Annotated in this window: 13 protein-coding genes; 7 read left to right on the forward strand and 6 right to left on the reverse strand. The window is 71.4% G+C overall.

Annotated features, from left to right (window positions below; translation table 11 throughout):
- Positions 1-28 precede the first annotated feature (28 nt).
- Positions 29-682: a response regulator gene (locus tag IU449_RS09715; protein WP_195002451.1), complete on the reverse strand. Its 654-nt coding sequence runs from the start codon at positions 680-682 to the stop codon at positions 29-31.
- Positions 683-717: 35 nt separating this feature from the next.
- Entirely contained in the window at positions 718-2,058 is a 1,341-nt protein-coding gene (locus IU449_RS09720; RefSeq protein ID WP_195001511.1) for a sensor histidine kinase, read from the reverse strand.
- 186 nt (positions 2,059-2,244) lie between these two features.
- On the opposite strand from IU449_RS09720, the gene IU449_RS09725 reads away from it, so the two are divergent.
- The 3 genes from IU449_RS09725 to IU449_RS09735 are packed head-to-tail and all read left to right on the forward strand — an operon-like array spanning position 2,245 to position 5,819.
- Positions 2,245-2,565: a hypothetical protein gene (locus tag IU449_RS09725; protein WP_195001512.1), complete on the forward strand. Its 321-nt coding sequence runs from the start codon at positions 2,245-2,247 to the stop codon at positions 2,563-2,565.
- 27 nt (positions 2,566-2,592) lie between these two features.
- Positions 2,593-3,330, forward strand: a complete 738-nt coding sequence (locus tag IU449_RS09730; protein WP_195001513.1) for an ABC transporter ATP-binding protein — start codon at positions 2,593-2,595, stop codon at positions 3,328-3,330.
- The gene (locus IU449_RS09735) at positions 3,327-5,819 is read left to right on the forward strand and encodes an FtsX-like permease family protein (RefSeq protein WP_195001514.1); all 2,493 of its coding nucleotides are present in this window, start codon (positions 3,327-3,329) and stop codon (positions 5,817-5,819) included. Before IU449_RS09730 ends, IU449_RS09735 begins: the two co-directional genes overlap by 4 nt.
- A 199-nt stretch (positions 5,820-6,018) precedes the next feature.
- Here the strand turns inward: IU449_RS09735 and IU449_RS09740 are convergent, their stop codons facing one another.
- Complete coding sequence (locus IU449_RS09740; protein ID WP_195001515.1) at positions 6,019-8,049, reverse strand: serine/threonine-protein kinase; 2,031 nt, start codon at positions 8,047-8,049, stop codon at positions 6,019-6,021.
- A gap of 335 nt (positions 8,050-8,384) precedes the next feature.
- On the opposite strand from IU449_RS09740, the gene IU449_RS09745 reads away from it, so the two are divergent.
- Positions 8,385-9,257 carry a hypothetical protein gene (locus tag IU449_RS09745; RefSeq protein WP_195001516.1) on the forward strand — a complete coding sequence of 291 codons (873 nt, stop codon included), beginning with the start codon at positions 8,385-8,387 and terminating at the stop codon, positions 9,255-9,257.
- On the opposite strand, the gene IU449_RS09750 is transcribed toward IU449_RS09745, so the two are convergent.
- Positions 9,227-9,889 (reverse strand): response regulator, encoded by a 663-nt coding sequence (locus IU449_RS09750; protein ID WP_195001517.1) that lies wholly within the window; start codon positions 9,887-9,889, stop codon positions 9,227-9,229. The genes IU449_RS09745 and IU449_RS09750 overlap by 31 nt on opposite strands.
- A gap of 133 nt (positions 9,890-10,022) precedes the next feature.
- Positions 10,023-11,315 (reverse strand): sensor histidine kinase, encoded by a 1,293-nt coding sequence (locus IU449_RS09755; RefSeq protein ID WP_195001518.1) that lies wholly within the window; start codon positions 11,313-11,315, stop codon positions 10,023-10,025.
- A 168-nt stretch (positions 11,316-11,483) separates the two neighbouring features.
- Here IU449_RS09755 and IU449_RS09760 point away from each other — a divergent pair, with 168 nt between their 5' ends.
- Genes IU449_RS09760 through IU449_RS09770 form a run of 3 tightly spaced genes read left to right on the forward strand, consistent with a single transcriptional unit; the run spans position 11,484 to position 13,945 of the window.
- Positions 11,484-12,083: a hypothetical protein gene (locus IU449_RS09760; RefSeq protein ID WP_195001519.1), complete on the forward strand. Its 600-nt coding sequence runs from the start codon at positions 11,484-11,486 to the stop codon at positions 12,081-12,083.
- Positions 12,080-13,468: an alpha/beta-hydrolase family protein gene (locus IU449_RS09765; RefSeq protein WP_324188153.1), complete on the forward strand. Its 1,389-nt coding sequence runs from the start codon at positions 12,080-12,082 to the stop codon at positions 13,466-13,468. Before IU449_RS09760 ends, IU449_RS09765 begins: the two co-directional genes overlap by 4 nt.
- 30 nt (positions 13,469-13,498) lie before the next feature.
- On the forward strand, positions 13,499-13,945 hold the full coding sequence (locus IU449_RS09770; RefSeq protein ID WP_195001521.1) for an SRPBCC domain-containing protein: 447 nt from the start codon (positions 13,499-13,501) through the stop codon (positions 13,943-13,945).
- 173 nt (positions 13,946-14,118) lie between these two features.
- Here the strand turns inward: IU449_RS09770 and IU449_RS09775 are convergent, their stop codons facing one another.
- A complete protein-coding gene (locus tag IU449_RS09775; protein WP_324188154.1) occupies positions 14,119-14,715 on the reverse strand; it encodes a TetR/AcrR family transcriptional regulator in 597 nt (198 codons plus the stop codon).
- Between the last annotated feature and the right edge of the window lie 82 nt (positions 14,716-14,797).

Raw genomic sequence — 14,797 nt, forward strand, 5'->3', positions numbered from 1 at the left:
CGGGCGCGGCAAGGGCTTGCGCCGCCCCTCAGGCCATGGATTCTCCAGGTGAAACCACCCCGTGGTCAAACGCGAAGACAATGGCAGCGGCCCGGTCACGCAGGTCGAGCTTGCCGAAGATGTGGCCCACATGGCTTTTCACGGTGACCTCGGAGATCCCGAGCTCACCGGCGATCTCCGCGTTGACCCGGCCCCGGCCGATCAGCTCGAGCACTTCGTACTCGCGGGCGGTGAGTTCGGCCAGCCGGTCGTTCGCCCGGGAGGGGGAAGGACGCACCGTTCGGTAGGCGCTCAGCACACGCTCGGTGACCGCGGGATCCAGCCACGCGCCACCCCCGGCAACCGTGCGGACCGCGCGGATCAGATCCTCGGCCGGTGAGTCCTTGAGCAGGAAGCCCGCCGCTCCGGCGCGCAGCGCCCCGGACAGCAGCTGGTCGTCGTCGAAGGTGGTGAGCACCAGCACCGGCGGAGCCTCGGCGACCAGGCGGAGCCTGCGGGTGGCGTCGATGCCGCCGACGCGTTTCATCCGCAGATCCATCAGCACCACGTCGGGCACGGTCGCGGCGACGGCGGCGGGCACCTCGTCACCGTCCGCGCATTCGTGCACCTCGAAGCCGTCGCGCCTGCGCAGGATGCGCCGCAGCCCGCCGCGTACCAGTTCCTGGTCGTCGACGACGAGCACTGTCACCGAGTTCCCCGGTTCGTTCGTCCCTGTCGTCACTCGTTCTCCCCGGTCTGCGCCGCGAATCCGCCGTAGGACGTCGCGACGCGACACGCCGACGCCCGCGCGGCCGCGTTCAGTGGGAACCGAGCGCGTACCGACCAGCCCTCGTCCGTCGGGCCCGCGCACAGTTCTCCGCCCAGCAGATCGGCTCGTTGCCGCATACCGGCCAGCCCCATCCCGCCGCCGCGATCCACCGCCGGACCGGCGGACAGGGTGTTGTCGACCCGCAGCGTCGCCGCGCCCGCGCGCACCCGCAGTTCGACGGCGACCGCCGCGTCGGGTGCGTGCTTGACCACGTTCGCCAGCGACTCCTGTCCGATCCGGTAGAGCGCCAGCCCGACCGCCGCCGACACCGCGTCCAGGTGGTCGTCGAGCCGGACGTGGTCGATGCGCAGCCCGGCCTTGGCGAAGTCGGCGACCAGGTCGGGCAGGTCGCGGACGCCGGGCTCGGGCAGATGGCTGGTACGCCGCTCACCGAGCAGCCCGACGGTGCGGCGGATATCGGCCATCGCCTGCCTGCCGAGACGTTCGGCGTCGACCAGCGCTTCCACCGCCTCGTCCACGTCGCGGTCGGTCTGCAGGGCATGCCTGGCGGCGGTCAGATGCAGCAGGGTGACACTGAGCGAATGCGCGATCACATCGTGCACCTCGCGGGCGATGCGACGGCGTTCCTCTTCGGCGGCCTGCGCGGCGCGGATCGACTGGCTCTCGCGCTCCTGGTAGAGGAAGTGCCGCTGGTAACGCAGCATCACCCCGACCATCCACCCGAGCGCCACCCCCGCGGTGTACATGAGCACTCCCTGCAGCGGCTCGCCGCTGCCGCTCCATGCCAGCCGCCCGCCGAGGTCGAACGCGACCAGTTCCGCGATCGCGACGGCCGCGAACAACGCGCTGTAGCGTTTCGGCGCGATGGCGGCGACCTCGCCGACCGTGAGCACCAGCACGAAGGGCGCGAAATCCGAGGGCACCGGTTGCAGCAGGAACAGGGCCGTGGCGATCATCGCGCCGCCGGCCAGCAGGATCGGCCGGGGCGTCACCCCGAGCAGGCAGAACAGCGGCACCGGCAGATGCACGACCACCAGCGCCAGCAGCGGCACCAGGGTCGCGAAGTACTCGTGGCGTTGCCCGACGGCGATCACACTGATCACCAGCAGCGCCAGATCCGCGGACAACAGCACCGCGGGCGGGTAGTCGAAGGGCAGCTCCTCGAGATTGCGGCGCGACACCTCGATCGGATGCCGTACGAAGGCCGCGAGCCGGGCCCCGACGCTGCCGCTGACGCGGAACGGCACAGCGGGACGTATCCCATCCGCTGTGGTCCGCAGCACATCCATGGGTTCAGGTTAGCCGCGGGCGAACACCCGCCACATCGTGCCGGAAGCGGTCCACTCGTCCTACCACGGTAGGAGGCGGATTCGGTGCCCCGGCACGACGATCGAGACGGCTCGGGCCCGTAGCGTCGATCCGGTCAGCCCCACTGCGACATCACCGACCACGGGGCATCACCGGAGGGGATCGAGATGACCTGGACCGATCAGCACGCGCGCACCGAACTGGTGCGCACCGTTCTCGCCCGCGCCGCGATCGACCCGGACGACCCCGGCCTCTTCGACGGGCTGCCGGATCTGGACCGGCTCTTCGGCGGAGTCGAGGGCCTGCTGCTCACCCTCGGCTACCGCTGGCGCAACCACTTGGACGTCAAGATCGAACTGGGTACCGCGCAGGGCCGGACGGCCGAGGAGATGTATCGGGAGTTGTGCGCCGAACAACCCGAACTGCGGGCGCTGCTGGATGCACAGTATGTTCGCCGCAACCTCGCTTCCCTGGCGCCCGCGCGCTGATCCCAACTACGGAGGGGGATTCATCCCATGTCGGAACCGGCCATGCTGGAACTGTCGGGTATCACCAAGGAGTACCGCGTCGGCAGGCAGACCGTGCGCGCGCTCGACGGTGTGGATCTGCGGATCGAGCCCGGCGAGTTCACCTCGATCATCGGTCCGTCCGGTTCCGGCAAGAGCACCCTGCTGCACCTGCTCGGCGCACTCGACAACCCCGACTCCGGTTCGATCACGTTCCAGGGCGAGGAGATCGGCGCGCTGCCGGAGGAGCGGCAGGCCGAATTCCGGCGCCACCGGGTCGGTTTCGTGTTCCAGTTCTTCAACCTGCTGCCGACGCTGACCGCCTGGGAGAACGTCGCCATCCCGAAGTTGCTGGACGGCATCGGGTTACGCAAGGCCAAGCCACGCGCGCTGGAACTGCTCGAGCGCGTGGGGCTGGCCGACCGGGCCGGGCACCGGCCCGCCGAACTGTCCGGCGGCCAGATGCAGCGGGTGGCGGTGGCGCGGGCGCTGATCATGAACCCGCCGCTCATCCTGGCCGACGAGCCGACCGGCAACCTGGATTCGGCGACCGGCGCGGCCATCCTCGAACTGCTGGGTGAGCTGGCGCGCGAGGGCAATTCGATCGTCATGGTCACCCACGATCTCGGTGCGGTGCGGTACTGCGACCGGGTGATCACCCTGTGCGACGGCCGCATCGGTTCCATCGAGCGCACCGGACGCCACGCGGCTTCCGGCGCCGCCGACCCGGGCACGGTGCGCGCATGATCGGCGCCGCGTGGGATCGGCTGCGACTGTTCAACATTCGTGAGCTGCTCGATCATCCCGGCCGCACCCTCATGTCGCTGACCGTGATGGGTGTGTCCGCCGGTCTGCTGGTGTCTGTGCTGAGCATCTCCGGGTCGGTGACCGGATCGGTCGAACGGCTCACGGAGGCGCTCGGCGGCGACGCCGTCCTCGAGGTCACCGGCATCACCGACGCCGGGTTCGAACAGACCCTCCTGCCCGTCATCGCCGCGACACCCGGTGTCGAGCACGCGGTGCCGATGCTGCGCGCCCAGATCGGGACGGGCGATGACCGTGCGCTGCTGCTCGGCGCCGACGCGTCGGTCTCCGCGCTGGGCAGCGAGCTGGCCGGGCCGATGGGCGCGCAGGCGACGGCGCTGCTCAGCACTCCCAACGGGGTACTGGTCGGGGCCGCGATGGGCCACGCGCAGGGCGAGCGTTTCCCGCTCGGCGGCGACACCGTCACCGTCGCCGGTGTGCTCGACGCCGAGACCTCCGGCAAGCTGAACGGCGGGCATGTCGTGGCCGCGCCGTTGCCGCTGGCGCAACGGCTCGCCGATCGCGCGGGCAGGCTGGATTCGGTCCAGATCGTCGCCGCCGACGGCGCCGACGTCGAGGAGTTGCGGACCGCGCTCGTCTCCGCGGTCGGCGGCCGCGCGGTGGTGGCCGATCCGGATCTGCGCACGGCTCAGGCGGGCGGCGCGATCCAGATCGTGCGCTATTCGACGCTGATGTCGGCGGCGGCCGCGCTGATCGTCTCGGCGTTCCTCATCTACAACGCGATGAGCATGGCGGTGGCCCAGCGCAGACCGACGCTGTCGCTGGTGCGCGCGATCGGCGCGCGGCGCGGGCCGACGGTCCGTGACCTGCTCGCCGAAGCCGCGCTGCTCGGCCTGCTCGGCGGCGCGGTCGGCGCGGTGATCGGCCTGTTCACCGGCCGGTTGACCATCGACCTGCTGCCCGCCGCGCTGGTGCAGTCGGTGGAGGCGCGCACCGAATACCTGGTGCCCGGCTACGCGGTGCCGCTCGCCGTGGCGGCCTGCGTGCTGGCCAGTGTGGGGGCCGCGGCGCTGGCCGCGCGTCAGGTGTACAAGGTGGCTCCGGTCGAGGCACTCGTGCCGGTGGGCGCGGGCAGCGGCGACACCGCGTCGCCGGTGACCCGGTGGGTCGCCGGCGGGGCGGGCCTGGCGCTGACCGTCGTGGCGATCGCGACCGCCTACGCCGATCTCGGCAGGCTCTCGCTGGCCGCCATCTCGACGGCTTTCCTCGCCTCGGTGCTGATCTGTTTCGCCGCCACCGGCCCCATCGTGCGCGGGGCGGGCGCGATCGCCCGGATCTTCGGCGGACCGGGCACCCTGGGCGCGACCACGCTCGAACGCGCACCGCGCCGGGTGTGGGCGACCGCGATGACGGTCATGATCGGCGTCGCCGCGACGGTCTCGATCGGCGGCGCCGCGCAGGACATGGTCGATTCCGCCACCGGGAGTTTCGCCGACCTGGCGAAGACCGACCTCTATGTCAGCGCTGGCTCGATGGAGAAGTTCCCGACCGGACCGCTGCTGCCCGGCGACATGCGCGAGAAGATCGCCGGCCTGCCCGGCGTGGCGGCCGCCGACCCCGCGCAGATGGCGTTCGCGACCGTGGGTGCGGGCCGGGTCATGCTGCAGGGCTATCCGACCGAGCGCGGTGAGGTCCGGGTGGGCGGCGTCGACCGCTCGCTGCTGCCCCGCATGGACAGCGGCGACGGCGTGGTGATCTCCCGCGACGTCGCGCGCTCGCAGGGCGTGCGCACCGGCGACACGCTCACCCTGAACACCCCGTCCGGTCCGCGCGATGTCGAAGTACTGCAGGTGATCCCGTACATGTCGGCGGTCGCGGGCGTGGTCATGATGGATCTCGACCACATGCGTGACTGGTACGGGCGCCCCGGCGAGACGTTGATCGCCGTCGACGTGGCTCCCGGCGCCGACCTCGCCGACGTGCGGGCCGCGATCCGCGCGGTGGTGCCCGCGGGCTATCACGTCGACACCGGCGACGACGTGGTCACGGCGATCTCGTCGAGCCTGCGCCAGGGTTCGGCCATGAGCCGGTCCATCCTGTGGATCGTGGTCCTGGTGGCCACGGTGGCTCTGCTGAACACCCTGATGCTCTCGGTACTCGAACGCCGCCGCGAACTCGGCGTGCTCCGGGCGATCGGCACCGGACGCCGGTTCCTGCTGCGCTCGGTGCTGGCCGAAGCGGCCGGGATCGGGGTGATCGGCGCGTTGATCGGTCTGGTCGTCGGCGCGGCCGTGCAATATCTCGCCGACGTGGCCATCGGCCATGCGGTGACGGTCGACATCGCCTATTCCCCCAGCCCCGTGCTGCTGGTCTACGGCTTGGCCGCCCTGTTGCTCGCACTGCTCGGGTCGATTCCGCCCGCGATCAGGGCGGCGCGAATGCCGATCGTGCAGGCGCTGGCGATCGACTGATCCGGAGCCTGCCGGGATCGTCGCAGGGCGATGCCCGCCGAGGAGATCGGATCCGTGCTCGGGACTGTCGCGGGCCTCGCGCCCGGGGAGGTGGCGACGCCGGTCACCGCTCGCACCGGCGGACGGGAGACCAGGCGAACCACCTCGGGACCAGGCGGGGTCGGCGTTGTCGAGGGCGGGTTGTTCCCGAGGCGGGCGTTCAGACCGGTGCGTCCGCCCACCAGGCGACGAGTTGTTCGTCGGCCGAGGGCAGCGGGGCCAGCGGATGCCGGGACGCGCCGGTATGGGTCGCGTAGAGCAGGTAGGACCCACGCGGGGAATCGGCGGGAAAGGTGACCGCGAGATTGGCGGTGTGGACGAGCGCCTGCCGCGAGTCGGCCTCCACCCAGACCCGCTGAGTGACCGGCTCGCCGTCCTTGCGGCCGACCGACTCGATCGCGGCGGGCAGGTCCGCGACGACCTCGCCCACCACGCGCGGCGAATCGTAGTGCAGGATCACGTAATCCATCGACCGCTCGCTGCCCGCGGAGGCGAGGCACTCCCAGGCGATCAGCCATGGCCCCGAACTCAGCGTCGGCTCGTCGATCCGTAGGGTCTCCTCGCGCCGGTGGGCATGACAGGTCGTCGCCCCGTACCCCGGCCCCTCGGTGTCGCTGCCCTGAGGAAGCAATCCCGAGAAAACCTTGCGACTCATCATGAACGGATCGGAGGTGACGCTCCGACTGGGTGTCGTCGTGGGCGTCGCGGCCGCCTCGGGCGACGGTGCGGCGGCAGGGTCCGTGCGCATCTGCACCACCACGACCACACCGACGACCAGCGCCAGCACGGCCACCACCCCGAGGATCACCGGCGCGATCCATGCCCCCCGGACAGCAAACGAAGGCCGTGGCCGCTCACCGGGGTTCGGCGGGTACGCCTGCTGCACCGGCCCCGGGCCGTACCCGCCGGGCGGATGCCCCCCACTCGGGTCGAAGCGCGGCGGCACGCCGCCGCTAGGGGATGCGCCCGCTGGATGCTGTTCCACCGCTTCGATATTCGGCTCGGCCGATTGCCGCGGCGCCCCGTCGGTGGGCTGACCGCCGGGCGCGACGGGTCCGGCTCCCCCGGCCTCACCCGACCCCCGGCTCGGGGTGCCCTTCACCAGACTGACCCGCTCCGCGGGAGAAGCACTCTCGCCGAAGGGTTTCGGATCGGCCGGGATCGGCGCCTGGACAGGTGGCGGCGCCTGCGCTGGGGCGACAGGTGGCGGCGGCACCTGGTATCGGACGACGCGCGGCACCGGGGCGACCGGCGGCGCCAGTCCGGGCGGCACGGGCCCGTACCCGGGCGGGGCCGGGGCATGCTGCGGATACACCGGCGGTGCGGGCGGCGGGGGTGCGGGCAGCGGGGGCGGGCCGACCGCGGTGAGGGCCGTGCGGGCGGCGGCGGCGAATTCCGCGCAGGTGCGGTAGCGGTGTTCGGGGAGTTTGGCCATGCCCGCGGCGAGCACCAGGTCGAGGGCCGGGTTCAGGCCGGGGCGGCGGCGGGTGACCGGAACGGCCGCCAGCTCGAGGTGGCCGTGGATGATGTCGGCGGGGTTGTCGGCGTCGAACGGACCGACGCCGGTGAGCAGCCAGTACAGCGTGCACGCCAGCGAGTACTGGTCGGAGCGGTTGCCCAGCGGCGCGCCGGTCATCTGTTCCGGCGAGGCGTAGGCCAGCGTGGCGGTGAACATGCCGGTCTGGGTGAGGTGAGTGGTGTCCTCACGCAGGCGGGCGATGCCGAAGTCGCTGAGGAAGACCCGCTCGCCCTTGCCCTTACCCGCCCGCGCCAGCAGGATGTTCGCCGGCTTCACATCGCGGTGCAGCACGCCGCGCGCGTGCGCGTAGTCCAGCGCGTCGGCCACCCCCTCGATGATCTGCACGGCGCGTTCGGGCGGCAGCGCGAGCGCGTTGACCGAGGCGGCGTCGACGCCGTCGACGTACTGCATCGAAATCCAGAGCTGATCGTTCTCCGAACCGCGGTCGTAGACCGCGATGATGCCGGGGTGATCGAGTTGCGCGACCAGGTCGGCTTCCCGCTCGAACCGGGCCCGCACCTGCTGGTCGGTGAACAGATCGCGGTTGAGCAGCTTCAGCGCGGTCCGTTTGCCCGTGCGGGGATGACGCGCGAGGTAGACCGAGCCCATGCCGCCCTGGCCGAGCAATCGTTCGACGGTGAAACCCGCGAACACCTCACCCTGTTCGAGCAAGGCGACCCCCTTCCTTCCAGGTCGTCAGCCTACCGCCGGGCGCGGGACCGGGGTCCGATCGCCGGTCCGTTAGATTTTCTCGCGCCGATGGGCAAAACTATCTCTTGCGCACCGTCGTCGCGTCACTGTCCCGGACGTGTGGTCACGCGGTGCGCGCCGAGGCGGCGGCCGGCCGCATCGGGTTGGCTGGGGTGTGTTCGCCACCACCGCGGATAGCGCGCGGGTGGTGTGGAGGTTCGCGGTTCGTGAGGTCGGCTCGAAGGTTGTCCGTGTTCCGGTCGGCTGTTCACGGGGGGCTCGCAGTCACCGTATTGACGGTGGCGTCCTGCGGGCTGTTGGCTCACAAGGTCGACGCCGACCCGGTGGCGGTGGTCGCCACCGAGCGCCCGGAGGATTCCCGAACCGCCATCGCCGACGGAAGCGAAGCGCTGGCAAAGGATTTCACGCTCGTGGAGTCGATGCTGCCGGGCCGCATCGGCCTGGCGATCATGCCGGTGGGCGGCAGCCGCGCCACCGTCATGGGTGATCTGACCACGGGCTCGGCCTGGTCGACGATCAAGGTGCCGATCGCGGTGGCGGCGGTGCGCAACGACCCCGACGGCTTGCTCGACTACGTCGAGGCCGCGATCACCTACTCCGACAACGACGCCGCGGGCACCCTGTGGAACTCGCTGGGCTCCGGCGCGGCGCAGGCGGTGCAGCGGGTGCTCGACGAGGCCGACGACACCATGCCGGGCGGACCGTGGCCGCACACTCCGATCGACGACTACGAGTTCGGTGCGACCGAATGGTCGCTCGCCGATCAGGTCCGCTTCGCCTCCCAGCTGCCGTGCCTGCCGGAGACAGCCACCGTCACCGACCTGATGTCGCAGATCACCGACGAACAACGCTGGGGGCTGGGCTCGTTGGCGGGCACGGTCTTCAAGGGCGGCTGGGGTCCCGACGACGAGACCGGCGTCTACCTGGTCCGCCAGTTCGGCCTGGTGCCCGTCCGCGACGGTTACCTCGCGGTGGCGATGGCTGCGCAAGCCGACTCCGGCGACTTCGACACGGCCACCGCGATGCTCGACACCCTGGCCGCACTGCTCGGCGATCATCTGCACGAGACCCGCAGCGGCGACTGCCCGGCCACGGACTCGGTGATCGCGGCGCTGCCGAGCATCGGCCGGTTGACCGCTCAGCCCGGGACGACCAGGCCGGATTCGTAGGCCAATACCACGGCCTGCGCGCGGTCGCGCAGGTGCAGCTTCGAGAAGACCTTGGACACATGGGTTTTGACGGTCTGCTCGGCGACGAACAGTGCCTCGGCGATCTCGCCGTTGGACATCCCGCGCGCCACCAGCTCGAGCACTTCCCGTTCGCGCGGGGTGAGTGAGCTCAGTTCCGGCATGGTCCGGCGGGTGCCCGCGCGCCTGCGGGTCACCTCCGCGATCAACCTGCGGGTGACCGTCGGCGCGAGCAACGCCTGCCCTGCCGCCACCACCCGCACCGCCCGCACCAATTCGTCGGCGGGCGCGTCCTTGAGCAGGAACCCGCTGGCGCCCAGGCTCAGTGCCTCGTAGACGTAGTCGTCGATGTCGAAGGTGGTCAGCATGAGCACCCGGGTCGGTGCGTCGCCACCGGCGGAGAGGATGGCGCGGGCGGCGTCCAGGCCGTTCATCTCCGGCATGCGTACGTCCATCAGCACCACGTCCGGGCGTAACCGCTTGGTCTCGGCGACCGCCACCTTGCCGTCGGGTGCGTCACCGACCACGCTGATATCCGATTGGGCGGCCAGCAACGCCCCGAACCCCTGCCGCACCATCGCCTGATCGTCGGCGATGAGAACCGTTATTGCCACCAGCCCACCATAGGTCCGCATCCGCCGTCGCCGACTTCCGGCCGCCCGCGCGACGATCCGCAGGAGCCGCGTCGCGCGCGTCCCGCCGCACCCACCGACCGGAACGGCGTTCTTCTCGTCCGCGACGCGATGGTCAGCGACGTGCCGTGACCTCACCGGCTCCCGACGCCGCGGCAGGCGTCGGCGCGAGGCCACTCACCGGCGACTCGGCGCCGGGCGCCAGCGGCAACCGGGCGCGTACCTCGAAGCCGCCGTCCGGGGTCGGCTCGGCATCGAGCACCCCGCCGACGGCCAGCGCCCTGGCACGCATCCCCGCGATGCCGTGCCCGCCGTTGCCCGTGGCCCCGGCCCGAGCCGCGGGCGGAGCGTTGCGCACCCGCAGATCCAGGCTCACCCGGCAGTCGATCGTCACCCGCACCTCGGCCCCGGGCGCGTGCCGGGAGGCGTTCGACAGCGCCTCCTGCACGATCCGGTAGAGCGCCAGGCCGCAGATGTCGGAGACCGCGCCCAGCTCGCCTTCGACCGCCCATTCGATCGTCACGCCCGCGCGTCGCGCACCCTCGAGTAGACCGACGACCTCCGGCGCGGTCGGCTGAGGAGAATGCTCGGGCGCCACGCCGTCGCTGCGCAACACGCCGAGCATCCCCCGGATCTCGTTGAGTGCCTCGCGCGCGGTGACCGAGATGGAGTCGAATTCGGCGCGTACGGCCGGTGTCACGCCCTCGACCCGGTAGGGCGCGGTCTGTGCCTGCACCACCACCAGCGACATGTGGTGGGCGACGACATCGTGCAGATCGCGGGCGATGCGCGCCTTTTCCTCGAGGATGGCCCGCCGCGCCCGCTCCAGCTCGGTGTACTCCTCCTGTTGCACCAACTGCCTGCGCGAGAGCACCAGCCTGCGCACCAGCCAGGCGATCAGCACCACGACGGTCAGCGCGATCGGCCACCCCCACGCCGCGCCGGCCAGCGCGTCGCCCTCCCCCGGCATGGTGGTGCCGAACAGCATGGCGGTCGAGATCCAGGCCACCAGCACGACCCGCGCGGGCGCCAGCAGCCCGACCGCGAACAGCAGCACGATCAGCGACAGCACGTGCACGACCTGGAACGGCATCTCGTTGCCCGGCTGATGCGGAATGGCCAGCGCGATGACCAGAGCCGACCCCGCCGATATCGCCCAGCCCAGCGAGGGGTTGACCCGCACGAGCAATACCGGCAGCGCCGCCGACGCGGCGACCAGCGGCTGCGCTCCCTGGGCCACCACGTGCGTCACATGCAGCGTGGACCAGGCGACGATGTAGAACACCAGCACCACCACGCCCGTGGCGACGTCGAGCCAGATCACCGCGGACAGTGCGCGCAGGCGGTCGCGGATCCGGCGGCGCGCGCCGGTATCGGGGTCGGCGTCGGCGTCGGTGGAGAGGTTCATAGCTATGACCTTAGGAACACCGGGCGTCGCGCGCCGTCGTACCCGCGGGGGAATTCGACCCCCTACCCCGGTACGGGGTCGCGCCGCCGTACCGCCCACGCGCGTGATCATCGAACCGCTCCCCGGTGGGACGCCCGGGAGCGACCGGCGTTCATAGCGTCGGACACCATGCTCACCACGCCTATCGCCGCCGAACACCGTGCGGCCCATCGTCGCGGGCGGCTCGCCGCGTCTGCCGCCGTCGCCCTGACCGTCACCGCGATCACCACGGTCGTTCTCCCGGTCGCTGGCGCGACGCCCGCCCCGCTCCCCGAGAACGCGGCCGCATCGGCAGCCGTCACCGCCCTGAGCCGGGGCAACGCCGGAACCGTCTCGGTACCGGGTGATTTCGCGGCGACCTTCGGCTACACGCCGGTGCGCTACGACGGCGTGATGATCAAGCCGACCGGCGAATGCTCCTCCCCTGTCCCGCTGCCCGCCGAGTTCGACACCGCCTGCAAGGCACACGACCTCGGCTACGACCTGCTGCGCTACGCCCGACTCCACGACGAGCCGCTGGGACCATGGGCGCGCCAGACCGTCGACGCCGCACTGGAGCGCGCGATGCGGGAATCCTGCACGACCCGCGCCGAGGCCGTGGCCCGCGCGCGATGCGCGGTGATGGCGTCCGTCGCGAGCGTCTTCGTCGATCTCAATTCCCGCCGCGAGGGGTACGGCTCGCCGGTGGTGGGCGCAGTGCCCGGCCGAGTCGAGGCGGTGGCCCGGTGAGTATCACCGCTCGACGCCACCACCGTGACCGCGCAGGTCTTCCGCTGCCCCGGATCGGCACCTGCCTCGGTATCGCCGTGGGGGTGGCGGCCTCGCTCGCGCCCGGGCTGCTTCCGCGGACAGCGGGGGCGCAGGCCATTCTGACCGGCTTGCTGGTAGCCGGGGCGCTGGGCGCGGCAGCGGGGCTCGGGTGGGCGTTGCGCCGGGCCGGAATGGACACCGATCGACAGGCGGGGCGCGCCGGAGTCGCGATAGCGACAGCCGTGGTGCTCACCGCAGCGATATGGCGAGCCGGCCACTGGCAGAACGGATTGCGCTCGGCGATGGGAGTCGCGCCGATCGACCCGTGGTACTGGGCGAGGTGCGCGGCCGGGGCGACGCTGGTCGCGGGCACGCTGGTCGCGGTGGGGCGGGTGTCGCGGCGGGCGCTGACGGCTCTGCGGACCGGCCCGACGATCGTCGCGGCTGTGGTGGTGGCGCTCGTCGGCTGGCTCGTGCTGGCGCCGGGCATCGTCGACTGGCGGATGGCGACCTATGCCGAGGCCAACGCGGCACCGGAACCCGATACGCCGCCGCACATTCCGCCCCCGCACTCCGGGAGCGCGGAATCGGAGGTGGACTCGGCCGGCCTGGGCAGGCAGGGACGCCGGTTCGTCGGCGGCGGGCAGGACGGGCCGATCCGGGTGTACGTGGGCGTGGATTCCGCGCCCGACCTCCGGACGCGGGTGGCACTGGCGGTCCGCGAACTGGAACGTTCCGGCGGGTTCGCGCGCGGCAATATCGTGATCGCGGTGCCGACCGGGTCCGGGTGGATCGACGGCGGTGCCGTGACCGGTATCGCCGAACGTTTCGGCGAGGACGCGGCCGTGGTCGGGCTGCAATACGCCTACACCCCCAGTTGGGTGAGCTTCGTCTTCGGTCGCGAGCAGGCCGTGGAGGCGGCGCGCGCATTGTTCACCGCGATCGAGGACCGCGTCGCGACCATGACGCCCAGGCCGCGGTTGTTCGTCTACGGACAGAGTCTGGGCGCCTACGGGGGCAGCGGGATCTTCACCGACGAGGTCGACCAGGACCGGCGCACCTGCGCGGTGCTGTGGGCGGGACCACCGGCGAATCGGGCCCACCGGGCGGGCGCGACGGTGCTGGCCAACAGCTCCGACCCGGTGGTGCACTGGTCGCCCGCGCTGCTGTGGCGCGCACCCGACCTGGCCGACGTCCGTCACGACGCACCGCTGCCCCGCTGGCTGCCGCTGCTCTCCTTCGTCCAGACCACCGCCGATCTGCTCGGCGCCCTGGACGCGCCCGCGGGCCACGGTCACCGCTACGGCACCGACCAGGGCACCGGACTGGGCGATTGCGGCTCTCCCGGTGGCACCCACGGTTGACGCGAGCTAGAACATGTTCTAATTTCAGGCATGGCCTTCGTCGTCGACACCACCGTGTACATCGATGCCCCCGCCGATGTCGTCTGGCAAGTCATCACCGACTTCCCCCGCTACGGCGAATGGAATCCGTTCGTCGCCGAGTGCTCGAGCACGCTGGTGCCCGGCGCCCCGATCGACATGGTGGTGAACCTCGGCGGCCCGAAACCCAAGCGCCAGCGCGAGTTCGTCCGCACGCACACCCCCGGCCGGGAATTCAGCTACACCATGAAGCCGGTCCCCCTCGGCACCTTGCACAGCCTGCGCAGTCACACCGTCACCGAGGTCACCCCGCAGCGCACCCGCTACGCATCACACTTCGAACTCGCGGGCTGGTTGCATCCCGTCGTGGCCGCCGCGCTCGGCAAGCAACTGCGCCGGGGTTTCGAGGGCATGACCGTCGCGGTGCAGCGCCAGGCCGAGACACTGCGCGCACGCTGACCCACCGGACCGGGGCAGGCGGGCAGTCCGATGCCGGATCGGACTCCGCGCGCCACCGACACGGTCCCGCTAGGCCACGGCCGTCGACACGACCTCCCGAGAGTCCGGACCGACTGACTGGGAGGCCACCCCGCTCACCCTGGTCGCCGCGCCGCCGAAGCGGCCGATCGCCGTCATTCCGGTCGCGCGAGCAGATAAGCCGAGACGGCTTCCAAGGCGGCGTCGGCGTAATCCTCGGTGAGGCCGCCGAGCCCCAGCGACCAGCGCATCTGAATCGGGCCGAGCAGGAGGTCCACGGCCAGCTCGAGATCGAGCCCCGGGCGGAGTTCTCCGGAGTCGACGCCCGCGGCCAGGCGATTCGCCAGGGCCCTCCGCTGCGGTAGCAGGAGCTGCTCACGGTAGGCCGCCGCGAGTGTCACGTCCTGCTGGATCTCGATATACATCGCACGCAGGAAGCCCTCGAAGACCGGATCGGTGAGAGCGGCGATCGATCCGCGCAGCAGCAGGCGCACATCGGCGCGCAGGTCGCCGGTATCGGGGAGCGCGAGACCGTCCGGCCCCGAGTCCATGTCGCGCATGGCGTCGAAGACCACCGCCCCCTTGGACGGCCACCAGCGATAGATCGTCTGCTTCCCGACGCCCGCCCGCGCCGCGATCGCCTCGACCGTCAGTTTTCCGTAGGGCAGTTCACCGATGAGCTCGCCGGTTGCCGCGAGAATCGCCGCCCTGGCTCGTTCGCTTCGTCTGGCCGCGCTGGGTGATTCGGTCACATGGCCCAGAGTACCGGAAGACGAGACGAAACGTCTCGTCTTGACAGGTCCGTATTCCGATGCCACTCTTCTCGAAACGAGA

This window comes from Nocardia higoensis (genome assembly GCF_015477835.1).
In the GTDB taxonomy this organism is placed as follows: domain Bacteria; phylum Actinomycetota; class Actinomycetes; order Mycobacteriales; family Mycobacteriaceae; genus Nocardia; species Nocardia higoensis_A.

Excerpts from the sequence above, each read along its gene's own strand:
- IU449_RS09760 (WP_195001519.1), top strand. The coding sequence starts at position 11,484 with ATGCTCACCACGCCTATCGCCGCCGAACACCGTGCGGCCCATCGTCGC.
- IU449_RS09770 (WP_195001521.1), top strand. The coding sequence starts at position 13,499 with ATGGCCTTCGTCGTCGACACCACCGTGTACATCGATGCCCCCGCCGAT.
- IU449_RS09730 (WP_195001513.1), top strand. The coding sequence starts at position 2,593 with ATGTCGGAACCGGCCATGCTGGAACTGTCGGGTATCACCAAGGAGTAC.
- IU449_RS09720 (WP_195001511.1), bottom strand. The coding sequence starts at position 2,058 with ATGGATGTGCTGCGGACCACAGCGGATGGGATACGTCCCGCTGTGCCG.
- IU449_RS09755 (WP_195001518.1), bottom strand. The coding sequence starts at position 11,315 with ATGAACCTCTCCACCGACGCCGACGCCGACCCCGATACCGGCGCGCGC.
- IU449_RS09725 (WP_195001512.1), top strand. The coding sequence starts at position 2,245 with ATGACCTGGACCGATCAGCACGCGCGCACCGAACTGGTGCGCACCGTT.
- IU449_RS09735 (WP_195001514.1), top strand. The coding sequence starts at position 3,327 with ATGATCGGCGCCGCGTGGGATCGGCTGCGACTGTTCAACATTCGTGAG.